The following is a 22,157-nucleotide window of genomic DNA, read 5'->3' as shown; positions in this document are numbered from 1 at the left end:
GCCGTCGCGACTGTCGCGCGCGTCACATTCTCCGCGACGACGGTCGCGCGCGAATCAGTCCGCCTCGCCTCGCAGACGTCGCCCGCCATTCACCATTCGCGACGCGCGGCCCTCGGCTATCATCGGCCCTCTCTCTAGCCCCGATAGGTGGTCTCATGGCCCGCGCCACGCGAACCTGCGCCTCGATCTTCTCCTCGTCCGTCCTCCTTGCGACTGCCTGCGGCGACAACTCGTCCGCCAACACCGACAGCGGCGTGTCCGGCACCCAGGGCACCCTGCCCGTCACCACCGACCAGACCGAGCCCACCGCCGGCAGCGACGGCACCGTCACCGCCACCGCCACCGAGGGCACCGGCACCGACAGCGCCACCGGCGTCCCGACCGGCCCCGGCTCCGCCACGGAGCCGGACACCGTCACCGACACCGGCAACACGACCTCCGGGACATGCTCCGAAGACCAGATGTGCAGCGGCGTCTGCTGCGGTCCCGGCCAGCTGTGCGACAACGGCGAGTGCGTGCCGGACTGCGGCGGCCCGCCGCCGTGCGGCGCGGCCAAGGAGTGCTGCGCCGCCGATCAGCTGTGTTACCTCGGCGCCTGCGTCACGCCCGGGCCGGCCTGCAGCGACCAGGTGTGCGCCACCAAGCCGACCGCGGACACCTGCGGCGACGGCTTCATCTGCGACCCGAACGCCGGCCTCTGTCTCCCGAGCCAGGCCGACCCGACGTGTCAGTACATCCCGCCGGCCAACGTGTTCAAGCCGACGCCGCTGTTCACGTGGGGCAAGCGCAAGGTGATCGCGTGCAACGCCGACGCCGACTGTCAGGTCGCCGAGGTCTGCACCGACCAGGTGTGCACGCCGACGTGGAACCACCTGATCCCGCAGGCGGACGACATGCCGAACCATTATCAGAGCTCGTCGATCCCGATCGTCGTCGACCTCAACGACGACTGCGTGCCCGAGATCATCTTCAACACGTACAAGGGCCAGGACTACACCACCGACGGCATCCTGCGGGCGATCCGGGGCGACGATGGGTCCAAGGTGTGGACCGTCACCGACGCGATGTACCGCACCAACAGCAGCGCGAACCCTGCCGCCGGCGACATCGACATGGACGGCCGGGCCGAGATCGTCGTCAGCGGCGCGGGCAAGTACCTGATCGCCATCGACAGCGACGGCACCCCGCTGTGGCGCTCGGAGAACTTCGCCGGCAGCAACTCGAGCGGCTCGGTGGCGATCGCCAACATGGACAACGACGGCGCGCCGGAGATCGTGTTCGGCCGGGCGATCTTCAGCAACGAGGGCAAGCTGCTCTACGAGGGTCCCGGCGCCCAGGGCCAGGGCCTGAACGGCCAGGGCCCGATCTCCTGCCTCGCCGACCTCGACGGCGACATGCGGCCCGAGCTCATCGGCGGCCGCACCGCCTACAAGACCACCGGCACGGTCGCCGGCGACGACTTCGCCGGCTCGGTGCTGTGGACCTCCAACGTCGCCACCGACGGCTTCTGCGGCGTCGCCGACTTCGACGTCGACGGCAAGCCCGAGGTCGTGCTCGTCACGATGGGCACCGTCCGCGTGCTCAACGGCCAGACCGGCGTGCAGATCGCCACTGCCAACATTCCCCAGGCCGGCACCGGCGGCCCGCCCAACATCGCCGACTTCGACGGCGACGGCGTGCGCGACATCGGCGTCGCCGGCTCCGCGCGTTACACCGTGTTCCAGTTCGACGGCATGGCGCTCTCGCAGCTGTGGACCGCCGCCACCGAGGACGACAGCTCGCAGGTCACCGGCTCCTCCGTGTTCGACTTCGACGGCGACGGCCGGGCCGAGGTCGTCTACAACGACGAGGCGTACATCCGCATCTACCCCGGCGTCGAGCCCGACTGCGCCATGAACCCGCCCGGCCCCGGCTGCAACAAGAACATGACCGACGCCGAGGTCCTGTTCCGCGACCGCAACTCCTCGCGCACGCGCACCGAGTACCCGGTGATCGCCGACGTCAACGGCGACTTCAAGGCCGACATCGTGTTCTCGACCAACAACGACAGCAACGCCGCGCTCGTCACCGACGCCGGCATCGAGGTGTTCAAGGACTCGCTCGACAACTGGGTGTCGACGCGGCCGGTGTGGAACCAGCACTCCTATCATATCACCAACGTCGGCCTCGTCGGCGAGATCCCCGTCGTCGAAAATCCCAACTGGGCCAGCTTCAACAGCTACCGCAACAACGTCCAGGGCGCCGCCGACTTCTGCGCCCCCGACCTCGTGCCCTACGACCTCACCTTCGAGGCCGAGGCCTGCGCCACCGGCCTCAAGCTGTCGGTGTGGATCGCCAACCAGGGCTGCCTCGGCGTCGGCCCCGGCGTCAACGTCGCCTTCTACGAGCAGAACGTCGGCCTCCTCGGCGTCGTCGCGACCAAGGGCCCGCTGGTCGCCGGCGCCGCCGAGCAGGTCTCGCTCGAGTACGCCGGCGCCTTCGACTCCGTCACCGTGTGGGCCGCCGTCGACGACGACGGCACGGGCAACGGCGTCCTCAACGAGTGCGTCGAGGACAACAACAGCTCGCCGATGGACCAGGTCTGCATCCCGCCGGGCTGACCGGCGACGACGTCATCGTCGAGCATCGTGCACGTGGTCGCGCCACCCCTTCAAATAGCTCTTATCGCGGGTGCTCGACCACAATGCCTCGTACGGGCACGGAGGGACCACTGGTCATTCCGGCCGGACGTGCACGTGCACGCCTGATCACGGTTGTTCGGGCCCGTCGCGGATGAGAAGCTTCGATGATGACGAGCGGTGGACACATACTGTCCCGGGATGACCGGCACGACGACGACGCCCCGACCGTCATGCTCCCTTCGTGGCCATGGAATACGTGGAGGGGCAGACCCTGCGGAGGTGGCTCAAGGCCGGGCCGCACCTGCTGAGGCACACCGCGGCAGGCTCGACGTAGGCCGCGAGCGGCGCGAGGGCTGCGGACCGGCATCGCGGCGGCCGTCAGCGCGAGCCCGCGTCCCTGTCCCGAAGGACATCCTTCATGACCTTCCCCCCGGCGTTGCGGGGGAGCGCGTCCATGACGACGATCGCCTTCGGTTGTTTGAAGCGCGCGAGGTGAGCATCGAGGTACGTCCGCAGCGACTCGAGGTCGAGCGCCGCACCCGGTCTGAGCACGACCGCCGCCACCGGGACCTCGCCCCACTTCTCGTCGCGTCGGCCGTACACCGCGGCGTCGAGGATCTCGGGGTGAGATGCGAGGGCGTTCTCGACCTCGGCGCAGTACACATTCTCGCCGCCCGAGATGATCATGTCCTTCTTGCGGTCGACGACCCACACGTACCCTTCCTCGTCCTGGCGGACGAGGTCGCCCGAGTGGAACCATCCGCCCGCGAACGCGGCGGCCGTCTCCTCGGGCTTACGCCAGTATCCCTGCATGAGGGTCGGTCCTCGATACACGATCTCGCCGACCGCCCCCCGGGGGACGTCGTTCATGTCGTCGTCGACGATGCGGTACTGGATCGTCGGGATCGGTAGGCCGACCGAGCCGAGCTTGCGAAGGGAGTCGGCGCCCCGGAGCACGCAGGTGATCGGTGACATCTCCGTCTGCCCGAAGACCGCGACGTTTCGGGCGTTGGGGAAGGTCTCCTCCATCTGCCGGAGCACCGTCTCCGACGCCGGCGCGGCCCCCCAGCTGATCACCCGCAGCTTGCGCCCCTTGTGCCTGGCGTCGGGGTGGGCGCAGATCGCCCGCCACTGCGACGGCACATTGAAGACGATGGTCGCTCCGCACTTCTCGTAGGCGTCGAGCAGGGCGCCCGCGTCGAAGCCCCCGAGCGGATGGATCACCGTGGGGATCCCCAAAAGGAAGTTGGCGGCGATGGAGCCCAGGCCGGCGATGTGGAACAGCGGCGCCGTCATGAACGCGACGTCGGTCTCCGTGAAGATCTCCATCGCGCGGATGCAGGTGAGGGCCTGCGCCGTCATGTTGACATGGTCGAGCATCGCCCCCTTGGGCCGGCCGGTCGTCCCCGAGGTGTACATGATGAGCGCGGGGGTACTCTCGGGGACATCTGCCGCCACGAACCCCGCCGGGTCCTCGGCCACGAGGTCGTCGAAGCGCTCCATCCCGGCCTGCGCCGAGCCGAGGACGATCACCCGCTTGAGCCGGCCGGTGCTCTGCTTGATCGCGGCGACCAGCGGGACGAGCGGCTCGTCGACGATGAGGACATCGCCGTCGGCGTCGTCGATGATGTAGGCGATCTCGGGCGGGGCCAGGCGCATGTTGATGGGGACGGCCATCGCGCCGAGGGTGTTGATCCCCATGATCGCCTCGACCACCTCGGTGCGATTGAGGACCAGCATGAGCACCCGGTCTCCGTGCCTCACCCCCCGCCGCTGCAAGGCGGCCGCGAAGGCGGTGATGCGCTCGTGGGCCTGCTTCCAGGTGGTGACGACGTCGCGGTGGATGAACGCCGTCTCGGCCGGTCTCATCGCCGCATGGCCGGCGATCTGATTCATCCAATGATTGCGACGTTGGGCGACCGGGATCATGCGCTGCTCGGTGTTCACAATTTTCGCTCGCTGATTGGAGGATCGGAGCATGAACCATCGCATAACTTGTCAACGACAAGCAAGTTTAAAAAACCTCCCCGTCAGGGCCTTTGTAGAGGAGGAGGAGGCCTGGGCCGGCCCGCATGATGCATGGTCGGGCGATGCGGACCTTGAACATTGTAAAGTTCCGCGGCGTACGGGGGGGCATGGGATCGCTGCTCGCGTCGGCGGTGGTCGGGTCGACGAGGAGGCCGAGCGCTCGCCGAGCCGAGGCCGCGACGTCGAGTCGACTGAATTCATCTCCTCGAGAGCACAACATCCGCCTCCTCGGCGTCGCCTCTACCGACAATCACTCGCTATATTCATACGACCCCTTCCGCCGCCTCACCGCATTCGCCCGCCGCCACGGTCACCCCCGCGCCCGGCCAATGACCCGAGGGCAGGTCTGCACCCCCGTCTCCTCACGGTCCCGGCCGCGCGTCGCGCCGACGCCCGCGTCGCGCCACCCCCGTGACAGCCCGTCGACGTGGTGCTAGGGTCACCAACCAGCCGACTGCCAGGCAGTCGGCTCCTATGCCGGATCCCAGTCGTCCCCTCGACACGACCGTACAACCCGAACCCTGGACCATCGAGCCGCTGGCGCTCGACCACAAGCCCGTCTTCGACCGGGCTCTGGCAGCAGCCGGCGTCTCGCTGTCGGACTACAGCTTCGCCAACAACATGTGTTGGCAGCTGTCGCAGCGGCTGTTCATCGCCTCGCTCGCGGGCTCGTTGGGCCTGTTCGCCGAGCGCGACGGCGTGCTGTCGATGCCGCTGCCCCCGCTCGGTCCGCCGTGGCAGCAGGCCGCCGCGCTCGAGGCGTGCGTCGCCCTGCTCGAGCGGGCCAACGACGGCGCCCTCGTCGGCGAGCTGCGCTTCGTCAGCCCCGAGTTCGTCGCCCGACTGCGCGAGCACGGCGACGGCTGGCTGCGCGGCCACGCCCTCGAGGTCCTGCCCGAGAGCCCCGACTTCTTCTACCGCCGCTCGGAGATGGTCGAGCTCCGCGGCGCCCGCTACAAGTCCAAGCGCAACGACATCAACCAGCTGCTGCGCACCTACCCCAGCGCCCGGGTCGAGCCGCTGCGCCAGGGCGACGCCGAGGCCGTGCGCCTGCTCGGGCACCTGTGGCTCAGCCAGCGCGGCGACCACGAGCGCGACCACGCCCGCGACGAGGAGGCCTTCGCCCTCGCCGCCGCCATGCAGCACTTCGACGCCCTCGGCCTGTTCGGCGTCCGCCTCGTGATCGGCGACACCCTCGCCGGCATCACCCTCGGCGAGCGCCTGCCCACCGGCGTCGTCAACGTGCTGTTCGAGAAGACCGACCTCGACGTCCCCGGCGCCTCCCAGTTCATCTTCCGCGAGTTCTGCCGCGGCCTCGACGACGACGCCCTGATCAACACCGGCGACGGCGCCGGCTCGCCCTCGCTGGTCCGCGCCAAGGAGAGCTACCGCCCGGTCCAGCTCGGCGACAAGTACCTCGTACGGATCTGGCGCACGAGCCCGTGACGCCGACGGGTGCGACGCGCCCCCACGGCGGCGCGCAGTCCCGCTCCCATCAATGAGCGGTTCCGCACACTGCGATCATTCTCGGCGGCAATGCCGGTACCGCGAATCGAGGCGCCTGCCGTCATTCGCCGCTCACGCCGATTCGCCGCGCTTGCGCCAGCCCTGCGGCGTCTCGCCGGTCCAGCGCTTGAACGCGCGGAAGAACGCCGCCGGCTCGGCGTAACCGAGCAAGAACGCCACCTCGGAGGCGCTCAGCGAGCGGTCGGCGAGCAGCTGCAGCGCGCGCGCGTGGCGGGCCTCGTCGACCAGGCCGGCGAAGTTGGTCTGCTCGTCGAGCAGCCGCCGGTGCAGCGTCCGCTCCGACACCGCCAGCCGCCTGGCCACCGCCGCGAGCCGCGGCTCGCCCTCGGCCAGCGCCCCGGCGATCTCCCGCCGCACGCGATCGGCCCAGCTCGCCCCGTCCGGCAATCGTGCCAGCATGTCCTCGGCCCGCCGCGCCAGGTAGCCGAACAGCCGCGGGTCCGAGCGCGGCAGCGGCACCGCCAGCACCGCCGCCGGGAACCCCAATTGCAAGAGCGGCGCGTCCCAGGCCACCGGGCAGGCGAAGTGCTCCTCGACCGCCCGCGGGTCCGGCGGTCGTGACATCGGCAACGCCACGAACGACAGCTTCGCCGCCGCGCCCGCGATCGCCCGCATCATCGCCGCGACCGCGGCCGCCTGCGCGTACACCGGCTCGCGCAGCCGCGCGAACGCCGGCACCATCGCGCGCACGAACACCACGTAGTCGCCCGCCGCGTCGCGCCGGCGCTCGAGCTGCGGCACCAGCCCCGGGTACAGCACCGCGCCCACGCGCTGCTGCCACGCCAGCGCCTCGCCGACGGTCGCCTCGTGCTGCATCGCGTAGCCGATCACGCCCAGCGCCGGGATCCCGATCCGCGCGCCGACCTGCAGCCCGTCGCCGCGGCGCGCCAGGATCTCCCACATCTTCAGGTGATGCTCGAGCGGCACGCGCCCGTCGGGGTCGGCCAGCCATTCGTCCTCGAGCCCGGCCTCCTCGCGGATCGCCGCGACGTCGGCCCCGAGGCTCGCCGCCGCCTCGAGCACCTGCATCGTCATCGCCGCCAGGACCGAGGGGCTCGCCATCCGCGGCGCATTGTCGGCGGTGGCGGCGAAAGCCACAAGCGTGGCGACCGCGGTCATCCCGACCCACCCCGCGCCGATCCATCGTCATGGCCATGAACCTCTCGCAGCTCCACGTCCTCATCGTCGGCGGTGCCACCGGCGGCGCCGCCACGGCCCTCCTCCTCGCGCGCGCCGGAGCCCGCGTCACCTTGCTGGAGAAGGTCGCGCAACCTCGCGCCGTCGGGGCCGGCATCGCCCTGGCCGAGAACGGCCTCGCCGTGCTCGAGTCGGTCGGCCTCGGTCCCGCGATCGCCGCTCACGGCCGCGCCGTCGGCATCCCCGCGATCGTCGACGCCCGCGGCCGGCGCCTGCTCGCCCCGCCGCAGCCGACCCCGCAGGTGCGCATGTTCCGGCGCAGCGCCCTGCAGGGTCTGCTCCTCGACGCCCTCGCCGCCGAGCCGCGCATCGAGCGACACTTCGGCGCCGAGGTCCTCACCGCCGAACGCGACGGCCGCCTGACCGCCCGCGTCGACGGCCGCAGCGTCGAACACCGCGCCGACCTCATCGTCGGCGCCGACGGCGTGCATTCGCGGGTGCGCGCCTCGGGCAACTTCGGCGCCCACGTGCATGCGCCGGGCATCCCGTACCTGCGCGCGCTGGTCGACGTCGACGCGGCCCAGGGCGTCGAGGCGTGGACCGGCGCGGGGATCTTCGGCAGCTTCGCGGTCGAGGGCGGCACCTACTTCTTCGCCTCCGCCGGCGCGCGCGCCTGCCGTCGCGCGATCGAGCAGCGCGACCTCCCCAGTTTGCGCGCGGTGTGGGCCCGCACCTATCCCCCATCGATCCCCCTGCTCGCCGCCGTGCGCAGCTTCGACGACCTGATCCTCAACCGCGTCCTTCGCGTCGAATGTCGACAGTGGGTCGACGGCCGCCTCGTCCTGCTCGGCGACGCCGCCCACGCCATGGCCCCGAACCTCGGCCAGGGGGCCAACAGCGCGCTCGTCGACGCCGCCGTCCTGCTCGACGAATTGCGCCGCGCCCCCGACCTCGCCGCCGGCCTCGACCAATATCAACAGCGCCGTCGGCCCGCCGTCGCCCACGTCGCCCGCACCTCCGCCAACCTCGGCGCCCTCGCCGAGCTCACCAACCCCCTCGCCCGCTGGCTGCGCGACCGCCTCCTGCTCCCGCTGGCCTCCCGCCTCGGCGGCGACCGGACCTCGCGCGTGATGCAGGAGACCACCGCCACCCTGCTCGCCATCGGCCGCGCCTGAGCGCGATCGGCAGCAGCGCCGCCTCCGCTCGCTCCACGCACTCTGTCTTTTCGGACATGCTCAAAAGTACAGCAATCAATAACGCGGCGGGAGTGCATCTCGCCCGCGACCTTCGGCGCAGCGCTCACGAGCACCAAGCGGACCGCGAGCGGGGCACCTGCGCTGGCGGCCCTCCGCCGCCATCGTCCATCCCCCGAGCGGACCTCGCGCAACCGCACCTGGACGTCCGCCGGCTCGGCCGCGAAGCCGCGGCCGGATGTGCCTCGCCGCGGGCCTGCTCGACCCCGGTCAGATCGGCCGCGGCCGGTGCTACGGATCGCGCCTCATGGAATACCGACGACTCGGAGCATCAGGTCTCAAGGTCCCCGTGCTGAGCTTCGGCACCGGCACGTTCGGCGGTGTGGGCAAGCTGTTCAGCGCCTGGGGTGACACCGACGTCGCCGCCGCGCGGCGGCTCGTCGACATCTGCATCGACGCCGGCGTCAACATGTTCGACAGCGCCGACGTCTATTCGGCCGGCGCCGCCGAATCGATCCTCGGCGAGGCGATCAAGGGCCGCCGCGATCGCGTGCTGATCTCGACCAAGGCGACCTTTCGTGTCGGCGACGGCCCCAACGACGTCGGCTCCTCGCGGTTTCACCTGGTGCGCAGCTGCGAGGCCGCGCTCAAGCGCCTCGGCACCGACCACATCGATCTGTTCCAGCTCCACGGCTTCGACGCCCTCACCCCTGTCGACGAGGTGCTCTCCACCCTCGACGACCTCGTGCGCGCCGGCAAGATCCGCTACGTCGGCTGCTCCAACTTCTCCGGCTGGCACTTGATGAAGTCCCTCGCCGTCGCCGACCGCCACGGCTGGCCGCGCTACGTCGCCCACCAGGCCTACTACTCGCTCATCGGCCGCGACTACGAGCACGAGCTCATGCCGCTCGGCCTCGACCAGGGCGTCGGTGCCGTCGTGTGGAGCCCGCTCGGCTGGGGTCGGCTCACCGGCAAGCTGCAGCGCGGCAGGCCGCTGCCGAAGGACAGCCGCCTCCACGGCTCCGCCGAGTTCGGCCCTCCGGTCGGCGACGAGCACCTCTTCCGCGTGCTCGACGTCGTCGAGGAGGTCGCGCGCGAGACCGGCAAGACCGTCCCGCAGGTCGCGATCAACTGGCTCCTGCAGCGGCCGACCGTCGCCACCATCGTGCTCGGCGCGCGCAACGAGGACCAGCTGCGACAGAACCTCGGCGCGGTCGGCTGGAACCTCTCGCCCGAGCAGGTCGCCCGGCTCGACGCCGCCAGCGAGGTCACCCTGCCCTATCCGTACTGGCACCAGCGCGGCTTCGACGAGCGCAACCCGCCGCCGGTCTGAACCAGCCGCCGCGGGCGGCGCACTGCCTGTCCGATGGGACAGCTGATTTCCGCGCCGCGCCCTGTCGTCGGGGCGCCCGACGAAGCGGTGGAGCCGAGGTCTCGGCCTGCGATCGCCATCGAGCCCGCCGCCGCCGCGATCGCGAGGCCCGGCGAGATCACCCTGGCGCTTCAGGTCTCCCCGCGCCGGAGCCTTCTGCGAGCGAGGGCGGCGCGCGGCGCTCGTCTGTCGCCGCTGTCAGCCGCGCCGCGATCACGGCGGACGCGGGCGCCGTGCCTCGCACCGCGACGGCTCGCGCGATCGCGTCGTGGTGCCAACATATCGCGACAGTAACCTGTCGCATCGGACAGTGTGACAGCCTCCTCATGAAGCCGCGCTCATTCGCCCGACCGTGTCGCCGCGCTCGAACGCCGCTACGATCGGAGCATGGAATTTGCTCGTCGCGGCCACCCGGGCCTTGTCGCCGTCGTCGCGTGCATGTCTTCGTGCCAGGAGCCGCTGCAGGACTACCCCGGCACGCCGCCGCTGATGGCGGACGACGAGCAGGACGAGGATGGCGAAGGCGGCGGCCCCGAGGACCCGCCGCTCGACCCGTGCAGCGACGACGCGCGGCTGTCTGGTGCCGACGTCGACGACCTCGCGGGCGGCGCGTGCGAGCGGGAGGACGAGCCGCCCGAGCCCGAGCCCGCGCCGCCGTCCGAGCCGCCGTCGCTGCCGCTGTTCGTCGAGGGTTCGACCACCTTCGTCGTCCTCCCGGACACCCAGTACTACTCGCTGCGCTACCCCAGCATCTTTCACAGCCAGACCTCGTGGATCGCTCGCAACGCCGTCGAGCGCAACATCGCCTACGTGTTCCACCTCGGCGACATCGTCCACACCAACAGCGCCACCGAGTGGAAGACCGCCAGCGCGGCGATGGCCGAGCTCGACGGCCTCGTGCCCTACGGCCTCGTCCCGGGCAACCACGACTACGGCCCGAAGGGCAACGCCTCCACGCGCGAGACCCGGCTCAACGAGTGGTTCTCGTTCGACGACGCCGAGCTGATGCCGAGCTTCGGCGGCGCCTACCAGGCCGGTCGGCTCGACAACACCTTCCACCTGTTCGAGGCCGGCGGCCACGCCTGGATCGCCCTCCTGCTCGAGTGGGGCCCGCGCGACGAGGTCATCGACTGGGCCAACGTCGTGATGGACATGTACCCCGACCGCCTCGGCATCCTCGTCACCCACGCCTACCTCAACAACGACGATCGCCGCTACGACCACACCGACGCCGAGCACTCGCAGGCCTACAACCCGCACCTGTACGGCACCGAGGGCGGCGTCAACGACGGCGAGGAGCTGTGGCAGAAGCTGGTCCGCCAGCACCGCTTCGCCCTCACCCTCAACGGCCATGTCCTCGGCGACGGCGCCGGCTACCTCGCCAGCGTCAACGACCACGGCAAGGTCGTCCACCAGATCCTCTCCAATTACCAGCACCGCAACTTCGGCGGCGAGGGCTACCTCCGCCTGCTCGAGCTCCTGCCCGACGGCCGGACCATGCAGGTCCGCACCTACTCGACGATGTACGACGACTACCTGTCCGCGCAGGACCAGATGTTCACCTTCGTGCTCGACGTCGACTGACCGAACACGCCGGCGCCGAGCAAGCCCACTCCCTGAAGTCTCTGCTTGCTAGCCAATCCCGTCGAAGCGACGCTCGAAGCCCGGCGCCGAGCGGTCCCGCTCCGTCAAGTCTCTGCTCGCGAGCCAATCCCGTCGAAGCGACGCTCGAAGTCCGGCCTCGAGCAGAGCCCGCTCCGTCAAGTCTCTGCTCGCGAGCCCCTCCCGTCGAAGCGACGCTCGGGGCCCGGCGCCGAGCGGGGCCCGCGACGCTCTTCATGGTGGCGACGGCGCGGCGAAGCGGGGCGCAGGCGGGACGGAGCCCACTTTACCGCCGCAGGCGCCCGTCCGTCGGACGCGTGCCGATGGACTCGCGCAGTCGGTCGTCATCGCAGCGACGGCGCCGAGCACGTAAAGTGGGAGGGAGCCCGCCGTCGCGGGGGACCCGCTTCGCCGCGCCGTCGCCACCGCGACGATCTCCACGGCCCCGCGCCTCCAGACGCCCCAGGCCGACGCACGCCCCAGGCCGACGCACGCCCCAGGCCGACGCACGCCCCAGGCACGCACCAGGCCGAGGCCAACAGGAGCAAGCCGGCGCGCCCCCGCTCCGAGCAAACACGCGCCGCGACCGGGTGCAGCGGACGTGCGAGCATCCCCGCATGCACGAGTGGCTCTACCGAGCGAGCAACGCCAAGGCCGACTCCACCTCCACCCAGATCTTCGCCGACGAATTCGGCTTCATCTGTCGCAGCGCCTTCGCCGACGTCGCCCACGCCCAGATGATCGCCAACGTCGCCAAGGTCGACTTCGGCGACGTCGTCCACCTCTACTTCATCGACTCCGAGGGTGGCGGCTGCTCGCTCGGGGCCTATCGCGTCGTCGGCCCGCACCGTCACCCGCGCGGCCAGCTGTTCGGCGCCGCCGTCCCCAGGACCAAGCTGCGCACTGTCGCCGACGGGCCTCTCCGCGACCGCCTGCGCGACGGCTCCGGTTACGCCGTCGACCCGCGCGTCGGTGAGTTCTGCGGCTGGCCTGTCGTGCGCGACGAGCACGTCTCGCCGAGCTACGTGCGCGACCTGTTCGTCGGCCGCAACACCCTCGTCCCGCGCTGACGACCCCGCCCGGCGGAAGCGTGAAGCGTCTGCTCGCCGGCCGGCCTGGCCCGCGAACAGACGCTCGCAACCTCGTGACGACCGTCACCGCCTCGCCGGCGGTCGGGCGCGCGCCGGCGTCACTGCGGCTGCGGCTCGACCCCGCAGGACTCGACCTCGCTCGGGATGCAGCCCTCGCAGTCCCAGCGGAATTTGTCGATGAGGCCGATCGTGTCGAGGACGTCGTCGCCCATGTCGAAGATGGAGATCGCCACCGTGAATTTCTCGCCGGGGGCAGCCGAGCCCTTGGCCGTGAACCAGCCGGTGCCGGCGCCCTCGGTGTCTCCGAGGAAGGAGTCGGGGAAGCCGGTGCCGGCGAGCAGCGGGTCGCCGGGTTGAATGGTCATGTAGGGGTCGAGGGCGGTGACCGTCAGCGGCTGCTCGTTGATGAACGTGACGTTGCCGGTGAAGGTCTCGCTCGTCGACCACACGACGAACATGTCGTTGTACGCGTCGCCGACCCAGTTCGGCCACTCCTGTGAGAAGTAGGCGAAGTCGAACAGGTAGCCGTGCGTGCCGAGCGGGACCTCGAGGTCGAACGACATGTAGAAGACGTCGTTGGCCGTGTTGTTGAAGGCGATGTTCCACTGGTCGTCGAGGGTGTCGGAGCAGTCCTGCGTGCCGTCGCAGTTCATGCCCGGCGTCCCGCCGTTGCCGTTGTTGCTGCCCTTCTCGTAGGTCATCACACCCGGGAGGTCGAACTGATTGTCGGGGTTGCCGTTCGGGGTGCTGACGTTCTCACCGGGGATGAAGCTGTCGGGCTCGATCAGGCCGCCGTCGGCCTGGAGCGCGGGGAACGTGCCGGTGCCGATGACGAGCAGGCGCTCGCCCTCCTTCGGGCCCCACATGAAGGCGCCCGCGTTCATCGGGTCCATCGCGCTGCCGTAGTGGGTGGCGACGCGCCACGCGCTGGCGTCGGGCGACGTGATCACCGGGTTGGAGATCGGGATCGCCATCGACTTGTTGTCCGAACAGTTGAGGCCGATCGCCTTGAAGGGGTCGTTCGCGTCGGTGTCGCACGGCGGCTGCACCGCCGGGGCCTGACAGTCCTCGTCGCCGCCGCTCGTCGTGTCGATCGGGCCGGTGGTGTCGACCGGTCCGGTGGTGTCGGTCGTGCCGGGATCGGTCGTCTCGCCGGTCGTCGTCGTCTCCACCGGGCCGGTCGTCGTCGTCGTCTCGTCACCGGTCGTCGTCGTGCCGGCCGTCGTCGGCTCGCCGGTCTCGGAGCCGCCCTCCGTCATCGAAGCGGACCCGCTCTCGCTGGTGGTCGGCGCGCCGTCGCTCGCGCTGTCGGTGGTGGTCTCACCACTCGTCGGGCCGCCGGAGAGAGAGAGCTCCGTGCCGCCCTCCGTGGCCGTGGCACCGGGATCGGTGGTGCCACAAGCGAGGCCGATGGAGGCGAGACCGAGGAGACGAACGATGGAGGTACGAACCATGGCCGCAGCTTACCGACTTGCGCGCCGACGCACAGCCGTCCGGCGAGGCGGACGGTGCGAGTGACCTCATCCTGCGCCACCTCCGATCCATGTGCTGGAGTTCGGCGCCGCTGGCCATCGCCATATCCTTGCGCCGCCGACAGCCGCTCCGAGAGCCTCGGATCTGGAGCTCAGCGTAACTCCGACGACCGACCGCTCTCGGACACCGCGAACCGCACAAAACGCGCCGCCTCCGCCCACGCCTGCCGCGCCAGGCCGGCGATGGTCCACCCCTGCTCGAGGATGGCCGATTCGGTGCCACCGGGTGTCTTCCTGTGAACATTCACGACCGGTACCCGCGCGCCTATCTTCCACGGAATGGATACACCGACCTTCGACGTCGCGGTCCTCGGCTGCGGGCCGACCGGAGCCGTCCTGGCCAATCTCCTGGGCGAGCTCGGCCTCCGCGTCGTGGTGCTCGAGCGAGAGCCGGACGTCCACCCGATCCCGCGGGCCACCCACATCGACGAGGAGACCCTGCGCAATTTCCAGGCGACCGGTCTCATCGCCGATCTCCTGCCGCACACCGACGAGTTCGGCCACGTCGAGGTCGTCGACGAGGACGGCGCCCCGCTGCTCGTCGAGCGAATCGCCGATCTCGCCAGCCCACACGGCTATACCGGCTCGCGCTTCTTCGATCAACCGGCCTTCGAGCGGATCCTCCGCGACGGCCTGCGCCGCTACGATCCCGGCGTCCGGCTCGAGCTCGGCATCGACGTCCTCGGCATCGACCCCGCGCCCGACCACGTCGTCCTCGTCGCGCGCCGGACCGACGGCGAGGTGCTGCACGTGCGCGCCGACTGGCTCGTCGGCTGCGACGGCGGCCGCAGCCTCACCCGCGGCACGCTCGCGGTGAGCATGACCTCGCTCGCCCCGCGGCGTCACTGGCTGATCATCGACACCCTGCTGCGCGACATGAGCGACGACGCCGGCCTGCCGCGCCACTTCCGCTACCGCCTCGAGCGCGCGCGGCTCAGCATCTTCGCCCGCGGCTTCGGCCGCAACCGCCGCTGGGAGTTCCAGCTCGGCGAGCACGAGGACACCCCCGACGACGCCACCGTGCGCGCCTGGCTCGCCCGCGACATCGACCCCGAGCGCCTGCAGATCACCCGGATCGCCAAGTACGCCCACAACGCCCTCATCGCCGGCAAATGGCGGTCCGGTCGCCTCCTCCTCGCCGGCGACGCCGCCCACATGATGCCGCCCTCCGCCGGCCAGGGCATGTGCGCCGGCGTCCGCGACGCCGTCAACCTCGCGTGGAAGCTCCACCGCGTAATCACCGGCCGCGCCGCGCCCGACCTGCTCGACAGCTACGAGCGCGAGCGCCGGCCCCACGTCGAGCAGGTCCTGCGCGGCAGCCTCTTCATCGGCGACCGCATGCAGGCCGACGACGCCTTCCAGCGCTGGCGACGGCGCCACCTCCTCCGCCTGCTCGGCGCCGTCCCGCCGCTGCACGCCCTCGCCCGTCGCGCCAGTTTGCGCCGCCCGCCGCTGCGCCACGGCTGCTTCGACCCCGCCTCGTCCTTGCACGGCCACCCGCTGCCGCAGGTCCGCGTGCATCACGACGGGCGCGACGGCCTGCTCGACGACCTGCTCGGCTATCGCTTCGTCCTCGTCATCCGCCCCGAGTGCGTGACCCGGCCGCTGCGCGAGTGGGCCCGCGCGCACGACGTCGCCGTCGTCCGCCCCGGCGTCGAATTCGAGGAGCACGACGGCGGCCTGCTCCGCTTCATGCGCCGGCGCGACCTCGACTTCGCCCTCGTCCGCCCCGACCGGCAGATCTTCGGCGCCGGCCGCGTCGAGGACCTCCCGCGCGTCCAGGCCGCCTTCGACGCCCGCTTCGTCCCAGTCGCGCCGCCGCCCCCGGTCCCCTCACGACATGTCCTCACGGACATGTGATCACGCTGCGCCCGGAGCCCCAGATGTCCCTCGTGACATGTCCCCCGCATCAGGACCACGGTGGCCCTCGAGTCCTGGACGCGGGTCACAAATAGATCGTGTTGCATTCGACCCGCGTGCGAAATCGAGATCTGCGCCGCGACCCAACGCCCGCGCGAGTTCGAACCGCCCCCGTGCGCCGTCTCTCCCCTGTCCTTACGGCCGCCGGCGGCAGCGCCGCACGGACGTCGGGCTCCTGGGCTGGAGAATCGGGCCTCACGCGCACGCCTGACGTTCGGGCCAGAGAACGCCGAATATCAACCGTCCCGGGGAATCATCGCTCGTGGGGCCGGGAGGCGACGCGCGCAACTCGAGATCGTGGTTGCAACTCGAGCGACCCATCACACCTCCGTGCTCATGGCACGAATGCATCTCTTGGCGATCGGGCTCGCGGTCTCTGCGTGCGGTGGGGGAAACTCTGATGATTCGGCGACAATAGGGGCAACGAGCGGTGACTCGTCGGATTCGCTGGAACCATCGACCACAGCGGACCTTCCCACGACCGGCGTGTCGGCCACGGAGGGCATGGACGCTTTGACCCAAGGCACCGACTCGCTCTCGGACTCCGACTCGGGGGACAACGCGACCACCACGAGCGCGTCGGCGTCGTCGGGCACGAGCGTCAGCGGCTCGACGGAGACGTCCGATGGCGACGGCGAGGCCAGCCGCGGCAGCGGGATCGACAGCGACAGCGACGCCACCGACAGCAGCGACCCCGAGACCAGCAGCGGCGCCACCACCGACAGCAACACCAGCGGCGGCCCCGACAGCGGCTCCGGCACCGACAGCGGCTCCGGCACCGACAGCGGCTCCGGCGACAGCGGCACCGCTGGCGACAGCGGCACCGACGGCGACAGCGGGAGCGACGATACGGGCCTCTCCGACGGCGGCGGTGGTTGCGGCTTCCGCACGCACACGCAGGGCGGCTGGGGGACAGCTTGCGCCGGCGACAACCCGGGCTGCTACCGCGACAGTCACTTCGCGGCCGCGTTCCCGGACGGCCTCGTCGTCGGTTGCGACGTGTATGCGGCGACCCTGCTGAACAGCGCCGCCGTCGAACGCGCCCTGCCGACCGGGGGGACCCCACGGGCCCTCCTGCCCGAGGAAGAGACCTCCTACGACGGCTCGGACGCCGACCCCACCGTCAACACCGTCTTCTTCGGCCAGGTCATCGCACTCGCGCTGAACGTCGCGTTCGACGCCAACGACGACTTCAAGCAGGACGCCGACCCGGTCCCGCTCGGAGAGCTCGTGATCGTCGATCCGGCGAGCGCGTGCCTCGGCATGAGCGTCGCCTCCGTGCTCGCCGAAGCGAACCTGGCGCTCGGCGCCTGCCCCTCTCCGCTCTCCCCGGCAGACCTCACCGCCTGCGCCGCGTTGATCAACGAATCGTTCTCCGACAGCGAGGCCCTGTGCAGCGATCGCCTCGCTCTCCCCGACGACGACTCCTCACGATAATCGTCGGTGCCGCCGCGACCGCGTCGCCGAGACCTTCGACGGGGCCGCTCAGCGCTCGGTGCGGGCGCGCATGTTCGCCAGCATCTCCTCGCTCCAGGCCACGAACTTCTGCGCGTTCGCCTCACTGAGGTCGGCGCGCACCTCCACCCGCAGCCACGATTCGTCGGCGCGGAACGAGAACGACAACCCGCTGCCGTCGCTGCTCGGCGCCGACGCGGCGAACTTCGCCGCCCCGCGCTCGGCCTGCTCCGCCTCGCCGGCCGACGCGAAGCGCAGCCCGATCCGCAGCACCACCACCGGCTCGGCGCCCGGGGCCGGCGCCGCCGTCGCCAGCGTCAGCCCCGAGCTCGCCACCTCGGTGAAGAACGACCCGTAGTCGTGCGTGCTGGCCATCCACATCCCGAGCGACGGATCGATCACCGCCAGCAGCGACAGCAGCTCCGGGCTCGGCGGCCCGCCGCTCCAGCGTTCCAGCGGCACATCGCCCTCGATCACCACCACCGCCCCGTCGCCGTGCTTCCACCAGCCCGCCCGCGCCACCATCGTCTGCTCGCGCGCCAGCACCGTCACCTCCTCGTGCTGCACGCCCGTCATCCCCAGCCCCGGCAGCAGCGCCTGCAGGCAGCCGCGCTCCTGCTCGCGCGTCATCGACCCGAACACCACGTTGGCCGCCCGCTGCGACTCGCCCTGCTTCACCGTGTAGATGCGGTCGATCGCCGCCACCAGCGGACCGCACGCCGGGAACTCGCCCACGATCGAGTCCTCGGCCCAGCGCGCCAGCGGCGTGTTGTCGCGCCCGACGCCGCCGGAGATCTCGACGACATCGGCGGGAAACCACCCGATGTCGCGCCACAGCGCCGCGTCGATCCCCTCCGGCGCTGGCGTGGTCACATTCGCCAGCGTCGCCGTCAGCGGCGGCGCGGGCGGCATCTCCGCTCGCTCCGGCTCGCTCACCTCGACGGACATCTCCTGCACCACCGCCTGCTCCTGCGAGATCTCCTCGAGCCGGCTCGGATTGGCCGTACATCCCACGAGCGACAGTCCGACGATCGTGCTGCGATTCACGCTGACCTGTCCTCTCCGCCGAGCCGGCAGCCTCGCCACCGTACCACGGCGAAGCTGCGCGAATTCGCCCTTACCCCTCCCAACCCGCGTCCGTGACCCTGCGAACAATCGTTCGCCCCTCGTCGCCTCGATCTGTCGGCCGAGTCGCGTCGCTATCACGGCGCCGCTTATGTCTGCGCCGAAGCTCCCGCTCGTCGTCCCTCCCGCGACCGCCGTCGCCCACGCTGCCGCTCAGTTCCCCGCTGTTCCGGCCGCTCGCCTGCGTTTTCGCGCCCACGACGAGCCTGGTTGCTTCTACATCGACGTCCACGACCCCGGCGCCGCCCCGCGCTCCTATCTGGTGTTCGCCTCCCCCACGCCCGATGGCTCCCGGCTGGAGTTCCGCGACCTCGGCGACGTCGCCAGCGTCATCGCCGGGGTGCTCGTCGTCGGCCTCGCTGCCGCCACCTGGCACACCTTCGGCATCCTCTCCCTGCTGCTCGCCCTGCCCTGCGGCGTCCTGCTGCGCGTCGCCGCCGAGTCGAACGCCGGGACCGCCGAGCAGGACGAGGTCTTCGCCGCCCTCGTCTCCGCCTTCGAGCCGCTGCGCCCCCCTGGTTCGCCGTATCGCGCCATCCGCCCCTCCTCGCGCGTCCTCGGCACCCACGGGTGACCGCTCGCGGGCGACGCTCCCACCAGCACCGCCCCGGCGCGGCCCGCATCCGTCGCGCCGCGCCGGGATGAGGCCCATCGGCCGGCTCCGCCCCGCCGAGCCCGGGCGCGCTCTGCCGATTCGCCCCGCGGTCCCTCTCGCGTCAATCACCGCACCGCCTGTTGCGTTCGCGTAATTCTCACGACCACCAATTCGGCCATTTCGCGCGCCAGCGGCCGCGCCGCGCTCTCCGTGATGCTCTCCACCAGAGACCACGCGCGCGAACGACCGGACGCCCGCGCGCGCCCCGTGATTCGCCGCACCATCGATTCGCTCCGCGCGAATGACCTCACCAGGCTCAGCCGCGCGACGATCGTGATTCGTCACACCGCGAGTACCCACAATTCTCGCGCGCATCACTGCGCGCACCCGACGAGTGCCACGAACTGGCGTTCATGGCTCGAGAACGCCAGCTTCTTCGCCCACGTCGTCGGCAGCTCGCCCACCTCGGCGCGGCTCCTCGGCCGCGCCGCGACGGCGAACCCGGCCGCCGCGTACGCCTGCACCAGCTCGGCCCGCCGCGCCTCCGCGGCCGGCCCCGGCAACGCCTGCACGGCCAGCGGATCGCCGGGCCCGTAGCCGAACACGATGTGCAGCGCCGCCCCGGGCTTGCACAGCCCGCGCAGCCGCGCCAGCGCGTCCGCCTCGGGCAGCGCCACCGCGCGCAGCAGCGAGCCCCAAGGCAGCAGCACCGTCAGCGAATCGACCAGCCCCGCCAGCTCGCCCGGCGCGCGCTCCAGCGGCAGCACCCCGAACAGCGCGTTGGCCAGCCCGCCGCGGGCCGGCTTGGCCGCCGCCTTGCGCGACGGCTCGCGCAGCCCCTCGGCGCTCGCGTCGACCCCGATCACCAGCGTCGACGGCTCGAGCCGCGCGCGGCGCTGGACGTACGTCCCATCACCTGTCCCGAAGTCCAGGTGCACCGCGCGGTGTCGGGCCGCCAGCTCGGCCAGTCATCAGCGGTCGACCCAGTGCTCTTTTTTGCCTTCGACGCGGTGCACCCCGCGAGAACCGCCCCCGCGCCGCTCTATTCCCGGCCTCGACAGCCCGCCTGCATCCGTGCCCGACCTCGCGACCGCCGAGTCGCCCGCCGGCGAGTGGCAGTTCGCACACGGCGTCCTTCGCGGCCGGCACCGCCCCGTCGAGCTGCCGACCATCGACTTCTTCGCGCGCTGGACCTCCGCGCGCTCCTGTCCCGGAGGACAGCTGATCGGCTGCGATGGCCACCACCTCGTCGACGGCCGCCTGCCGTCTACGACCCGCCGCCGCCCTCGTTGCCCTTCGGTCCCACCCGCAGCCCGCGGCACGCCAGCACCAGGCGAGCGCGCTCGGCCTCCTTCGCCTCGACGTCGATCCCCGCGATCTTGAACTCGACCCGCGCCACCACCGACTCCGTGTCGGCCGCCAGGTACTCGAGCGTGCCCTGGCGGTCGACCAGCGCCTCGGCCGCCGACCAGTCCGCCTCGCCCTCGACCGTCAGCGCCACGCGCTGCAGCCCGCGTCGTCCGAGCGTGATCGTCAGCGCGTCGATCTGGTCGACCTTCTGCGGCGGCGCCTCGGGCCCGTGCAGCTGCACCCGGCAGGCCGCGATCGCCGACGCATCGCCGCGCGAACCGCCCTCCGCCGACGAGTCGCGGAGCTCCACCGCCCTGGCCTCGATGCGCAGCCACAGCGCCCCGCCCTCCGCCGCGTCGAGCGCCGGCATCCCGACCTCCGCCACCCTCGCCTCGGTGAGCACGAGTCGCTCCACTTCGCGCCCCTCCTCGTCGAACGCCACGATCGCCGCCTCGCGCGGCTCGTCGTACATGCTGCCCTCGACCCACTCCCAGAACACCGACTCCGGCTCGAGCAGGACCGCCCCCCCCTTGTGGCGCAGCCACGGATTCACGTCGAAATAGCCGTCGCCCGGGGCGCGCACCCAGCCCGCGTGCAGCGTGTCGTCGAGGTCCAGCGCGTACTTCTTCGCCATCCGCCGCCAGGTTACCACGCGTCCCGTCGCGCGAGCGCGCGGCGTCGACCTGCGCCATTCCGCGCTACCCTCCGCGCATGAACCTCAATCAGGTCACGCTGCCCTCCGCCGACGTCGCCCGCGGCGCCGCGTTCTACCGCCGCCTCGGCCTGCGGCAGATCGTCGAGAACCTGCCGAAGTACGTCCGCTTCGAGTGCCCCGACGGCGGCAGCACCCTCTCGCTGCACCGCGTCGACGCCCTCGCCGGCGCCACCCGCGTCGTCGTCTACTTCGAGTGCCCCGACCTCGACGCGCGGGTCGTCGAGCTCAAGCGTCAGGGCCTCGCCTTCGACGCCGACCCCGTCGACCAGCCGTGGCTGTGGCGCGAGGCCTACCTGCGCGATCCCGACGGCAACGTCGTTTGCCTGTTCTGGGCCGGCGAGAACCGCCGCAATCCCCCATGGCGCCTGCCCGAGCCGCCCCACGAGTGAGCGCATTTTCAATACACCCATCGCACCTGTCCTCGAGGACATCCACACACACATCGATGCCCTTCGGTGCCGCCATCAACTCGACACTGGCGATCCCACATCTGTGCGAACAATCAATCCCCTCAGGCTCCGCCCTACATCCCTGAATCCATGAATTGTCGAGAGCATCCAGCCCGACGCGCTCGCCCCCCGAAAGCCACGCCCGGTGAGGAGCGGGGCACGCGGTGCGACGGAGACGCAGTTCCTCGCGCGCAGGCGCCCCGGCTCTGTGCCCGCGGGCCCAACCTGTCCCCATAACACCTCGGCCGAAGCAATGCGCGCCGAGCACGTGAACTGCAATCCGCGAAGACCCTCGGGCTCCACCCTACGTCCCTGAATCCATGAATTGTCGAGAGCATCCAGCCCGATGCGCTCGCCTCACGACCCACGCCCGGCGATGAGCGGGGCCCGCGACGCTCGCCGCAGGCGGGCACGGAGCGGCGGATTGGGACGCAGGTGGGACGGA

The 22,157-nt window shown here is 71.2% G+C and carries 16 protein-coding genes; 10 read left to right on the top strand and 6 right to left on the bottom strand.

The annotated features are described in order from the left end of the window. The first annotated feature begins 155 nt into the window (after positions 1-155). Positions 156-2,600 (top strand): FG-GAP repeat domain-containing protein, encoded by a 2,445-nt coding sequence (locus K7C98_RS01050; RefSeq protein ID WP_224189590.1) that lies wholly within the window; start codon positions 156-158, stop codon positions 2,598-2,600. 399 nt (positions 2,601-2,999) lie between these two features. On the opposite strand, the gene K7C98_RS01045 is transcribed toward K7C98_RS01050, so the two are convergent. Next, positions 3,000-4,490 carry a long-chain-fatty-acid--CoA ligase gene (locus tag K7C98_RS01045; RefSeq protein ID WP_224189589.1) on the bottom strand — a complete coding sequence of 497 codons (1,491 nt, stop codon included), beginning with the start codon at positions 4,488-4,490 and terminating at the stop codon, positions 3,000-3,002. Between the two features lie 633 nt (positions 4,491-5,123). Here K7C98_RS01045 and K7C98_RS01040 point away from each other — a divergent pair. Further along, positions 5,124-6,095: a DUF2156 domain-containing protein gene (locus K7C98_RS01040; RefSeq protein WP_224189588.1), complete on the top strand. Its 972-nt coding sequence runs from the start codon at positions 5,124-5,126 to the stop codon at positions 6,093-6,095. Between the two features lie 132 nt (positions 6,096-6,227). Here the strand turns inward: K7C98_RS01040 and K7C98_RS01035 are convergent, their stop codons facing one another. After that, positions 6,228-7,238 carry a helix-turn-helix domain-containing protein gene (locus K7C98_RS01035; protein WP_224189587.1) on the bottom strand — a complete coding sequence of 337 codons (1,011 nt, stop codon included), beginning with the start codon at positions 7,236-7,238 and terminating at the stop codon, positions 6,228-6,230. 92 nt (positions 7,239-7,330) lie between these two features. On the opposite strand from K7C98_RS01035, the gene K7C98_RS01030 reads away from it, so the two are divergent. The 4 genes from K7C98_RS01030 to K7C98_RS01015 all read left to right on the top strand — a co-directional run bounded on the left by K7C98_RS01030 (position 7,331) and on the right by K7C98_RS01015 (position 12,550). After that, complete coding sequence (locus K7C98_RS01030) at positions 7,331-8,488, top strand: FAD-dependent oxidoreductase (protein WP_224189586.1); 1,158 nt, start codon at positions 7,331-7,333, stop codon at positions 8,486-8,488. A 325-nt stretch (positions 8,489-8,813) separates the two neighbouring features. Beyond that, positions 8,814-9,839, top strand: coding sequence for an aldo/keto reductase (locus tag K7C98_RS01025; RefSeq protein ID WP_224189585.1), 1,026 nt, complete (start codon positions 8,814-8,816; stop codon positions 9,837-9,839). Positions 9,840-10,265: 426 nt separating this feature from the next. Then, positions 10,266-11,462: a metallophosphoesterase gene (locus tag K7C98_RS01020; RefSeq protein WP_224189584.1), complete on the top strand. Its 1,197-nt coding sequence runs from the start codon at positions 10,266-10,268 to the stop codon at positions 11,460-11,462. Positions 11,463-12,097: 635 nt separating this feature from the next. Beyond that, on the top strand, positions 12,098-12,550 hold the full coding sequence (locus K7C98_RS01015) for a hypothetical protein (protein ID WP_224189583.1): 453 nt from the start codon (positions 12,098-12,100) through the stop codon (positions 12,548-12,550). Between the two features lie 119 nt (positions 12,551-12,669). Here K7C98_RS01015 and K7C98_RS01010 read toward each other — a convergent pair whose 3' ends face one another. Next, positions 12,670-14,025: a choice-of-anchor L domain-containing protein gene (locus tag K7C98_RS01010; protein WP_224189582.1), complete on the bottom strand. Its 1,356-nt coding sequence runs from the start codon at positions 14,023-14,025 to the stop codon at positions 12,670-12,672. Positions 14,026-14,382: 357 nt separating this feature from the next. Between K7C98_RS01010 and K7C98_RS01005 the strand changes: the two genes are divergently transcribed. Together K7C98_RS01005 and K7C98_RS01000 are read left to right on the top strand one after the other, a co-directional pair. Further along, a complete protein-coding gene (locus tag K7C98_RS01005; RefSeq protein ID WP_224189581.1) occupies positions 14,383-15,963 on the top strand; it encodes a bifunctional 3-(3-hydroxy-phenyl)propionate/3-hydroxycinnamic acid hydroxylase in 1,581 nt (526 codons plus the stop codon). 573 nt (positions 15,964-16,536) lie between these two features. After that, positions 16,537-17,460: a hypothetical protein gene (locus tag K7C98_RS01000; protein ID WP_224189580.1), complete on the top strand. Its 924-nt coding sequence runs from the start codon at positions 16,537-16,539 to the stop codon at positions 17,458-17,460. Positions 17,461-17,508: 48 nt separating this feature from the next. Here the strand turns inward: K7C98_RS01000 and K7C98_RS00995 are convergent, their stop codons facing one another. After that, positions 17,509-18,525 carry a hypothetical protein gene (locus K7C98_RS00995; RefSeq protein WP_224189579.1) on the bottom strand — a complete coding sequence of 339 codons (1,017 nt, stop codon included), beginning with the start codon at positions 18,523-18,525 and terminating at the stop codon, positions 17,509-17,511. 169 nt (positions 18,526-18,694) lie between these two features. Here K7C98_RS00995 and K7C98_RS00990 point away from each other — a divergent pair, with 169 nt between their 5' ends. Next, on the top strand, positions 18,695-19,177 hold the full coding sequence (locus tag K7C98_RS00990) for a hypothetical protein (RefSeq protein ID WP_224189578.1): 483 nt from the start codon (positions 18,695-18,697) through the stop codon (positions 19,175-19,177). A gap of 395 nt (positions 19,178-19,572) precedes the next feature. Here K7C98_RS00990 and K7C98_RS00985 read toward each other — a convergent pair whose 3' ends face one another. Beyond that, the gene (locus K7C98_RS00985; RefSeq protein ID WP_431312824.1) at positions 19,573-20,157 is read right to left on the bottom strand and encodes a class I SAM-dependent methyltransferase; all 585 of its coding nucleotides are present in this window, start codon (positions 20,155-20,157) and stop codon (positions 19,573-19,575) included. 308 nt (positions 20,158-20,465) lie between these two features. Further along, entirely contained in the window at positions 20,466-21,182 is a 717-nt protein-coding gene (locus tag K7C98_RS00980; RefSeq protein WP_224189576.1) for a hypothetical protein, read from the bottom strand. A gap of 77 nt (positions 21,183-21,259) precedes the next feature. On the opposite strand from K7C98_RS00980, the gene K7C98_RS00975 reads away from it, so the two are divergent. Further along, on the top strand, positions 21,260-21,652 hold the full coding sequence (locus K7C98_RS00975; protein ID WP_224189575.1) for a VOC family protein: 393 nt from the start codon (positions 21,260-21,262) through the stop codon (positions 21,650-21,652). Positions 21,653-22,157 lie beyond the last annotated feature (505 nt).

It is taken from the genome of Nannocystis pusilla, from assembly GCF_020073745.1.
Classification (GTDB): domain Bacteria; phylum Myxococcota_A; class Polyangia; order Nannocystales; family Nannocystaceae; genus Nannocystis; species Nannocystis radixulma.
Note: the sequence above shows the minus strand (reverse complement) of the source record. Positions and strands in the feature narration are given on the sequence as shown.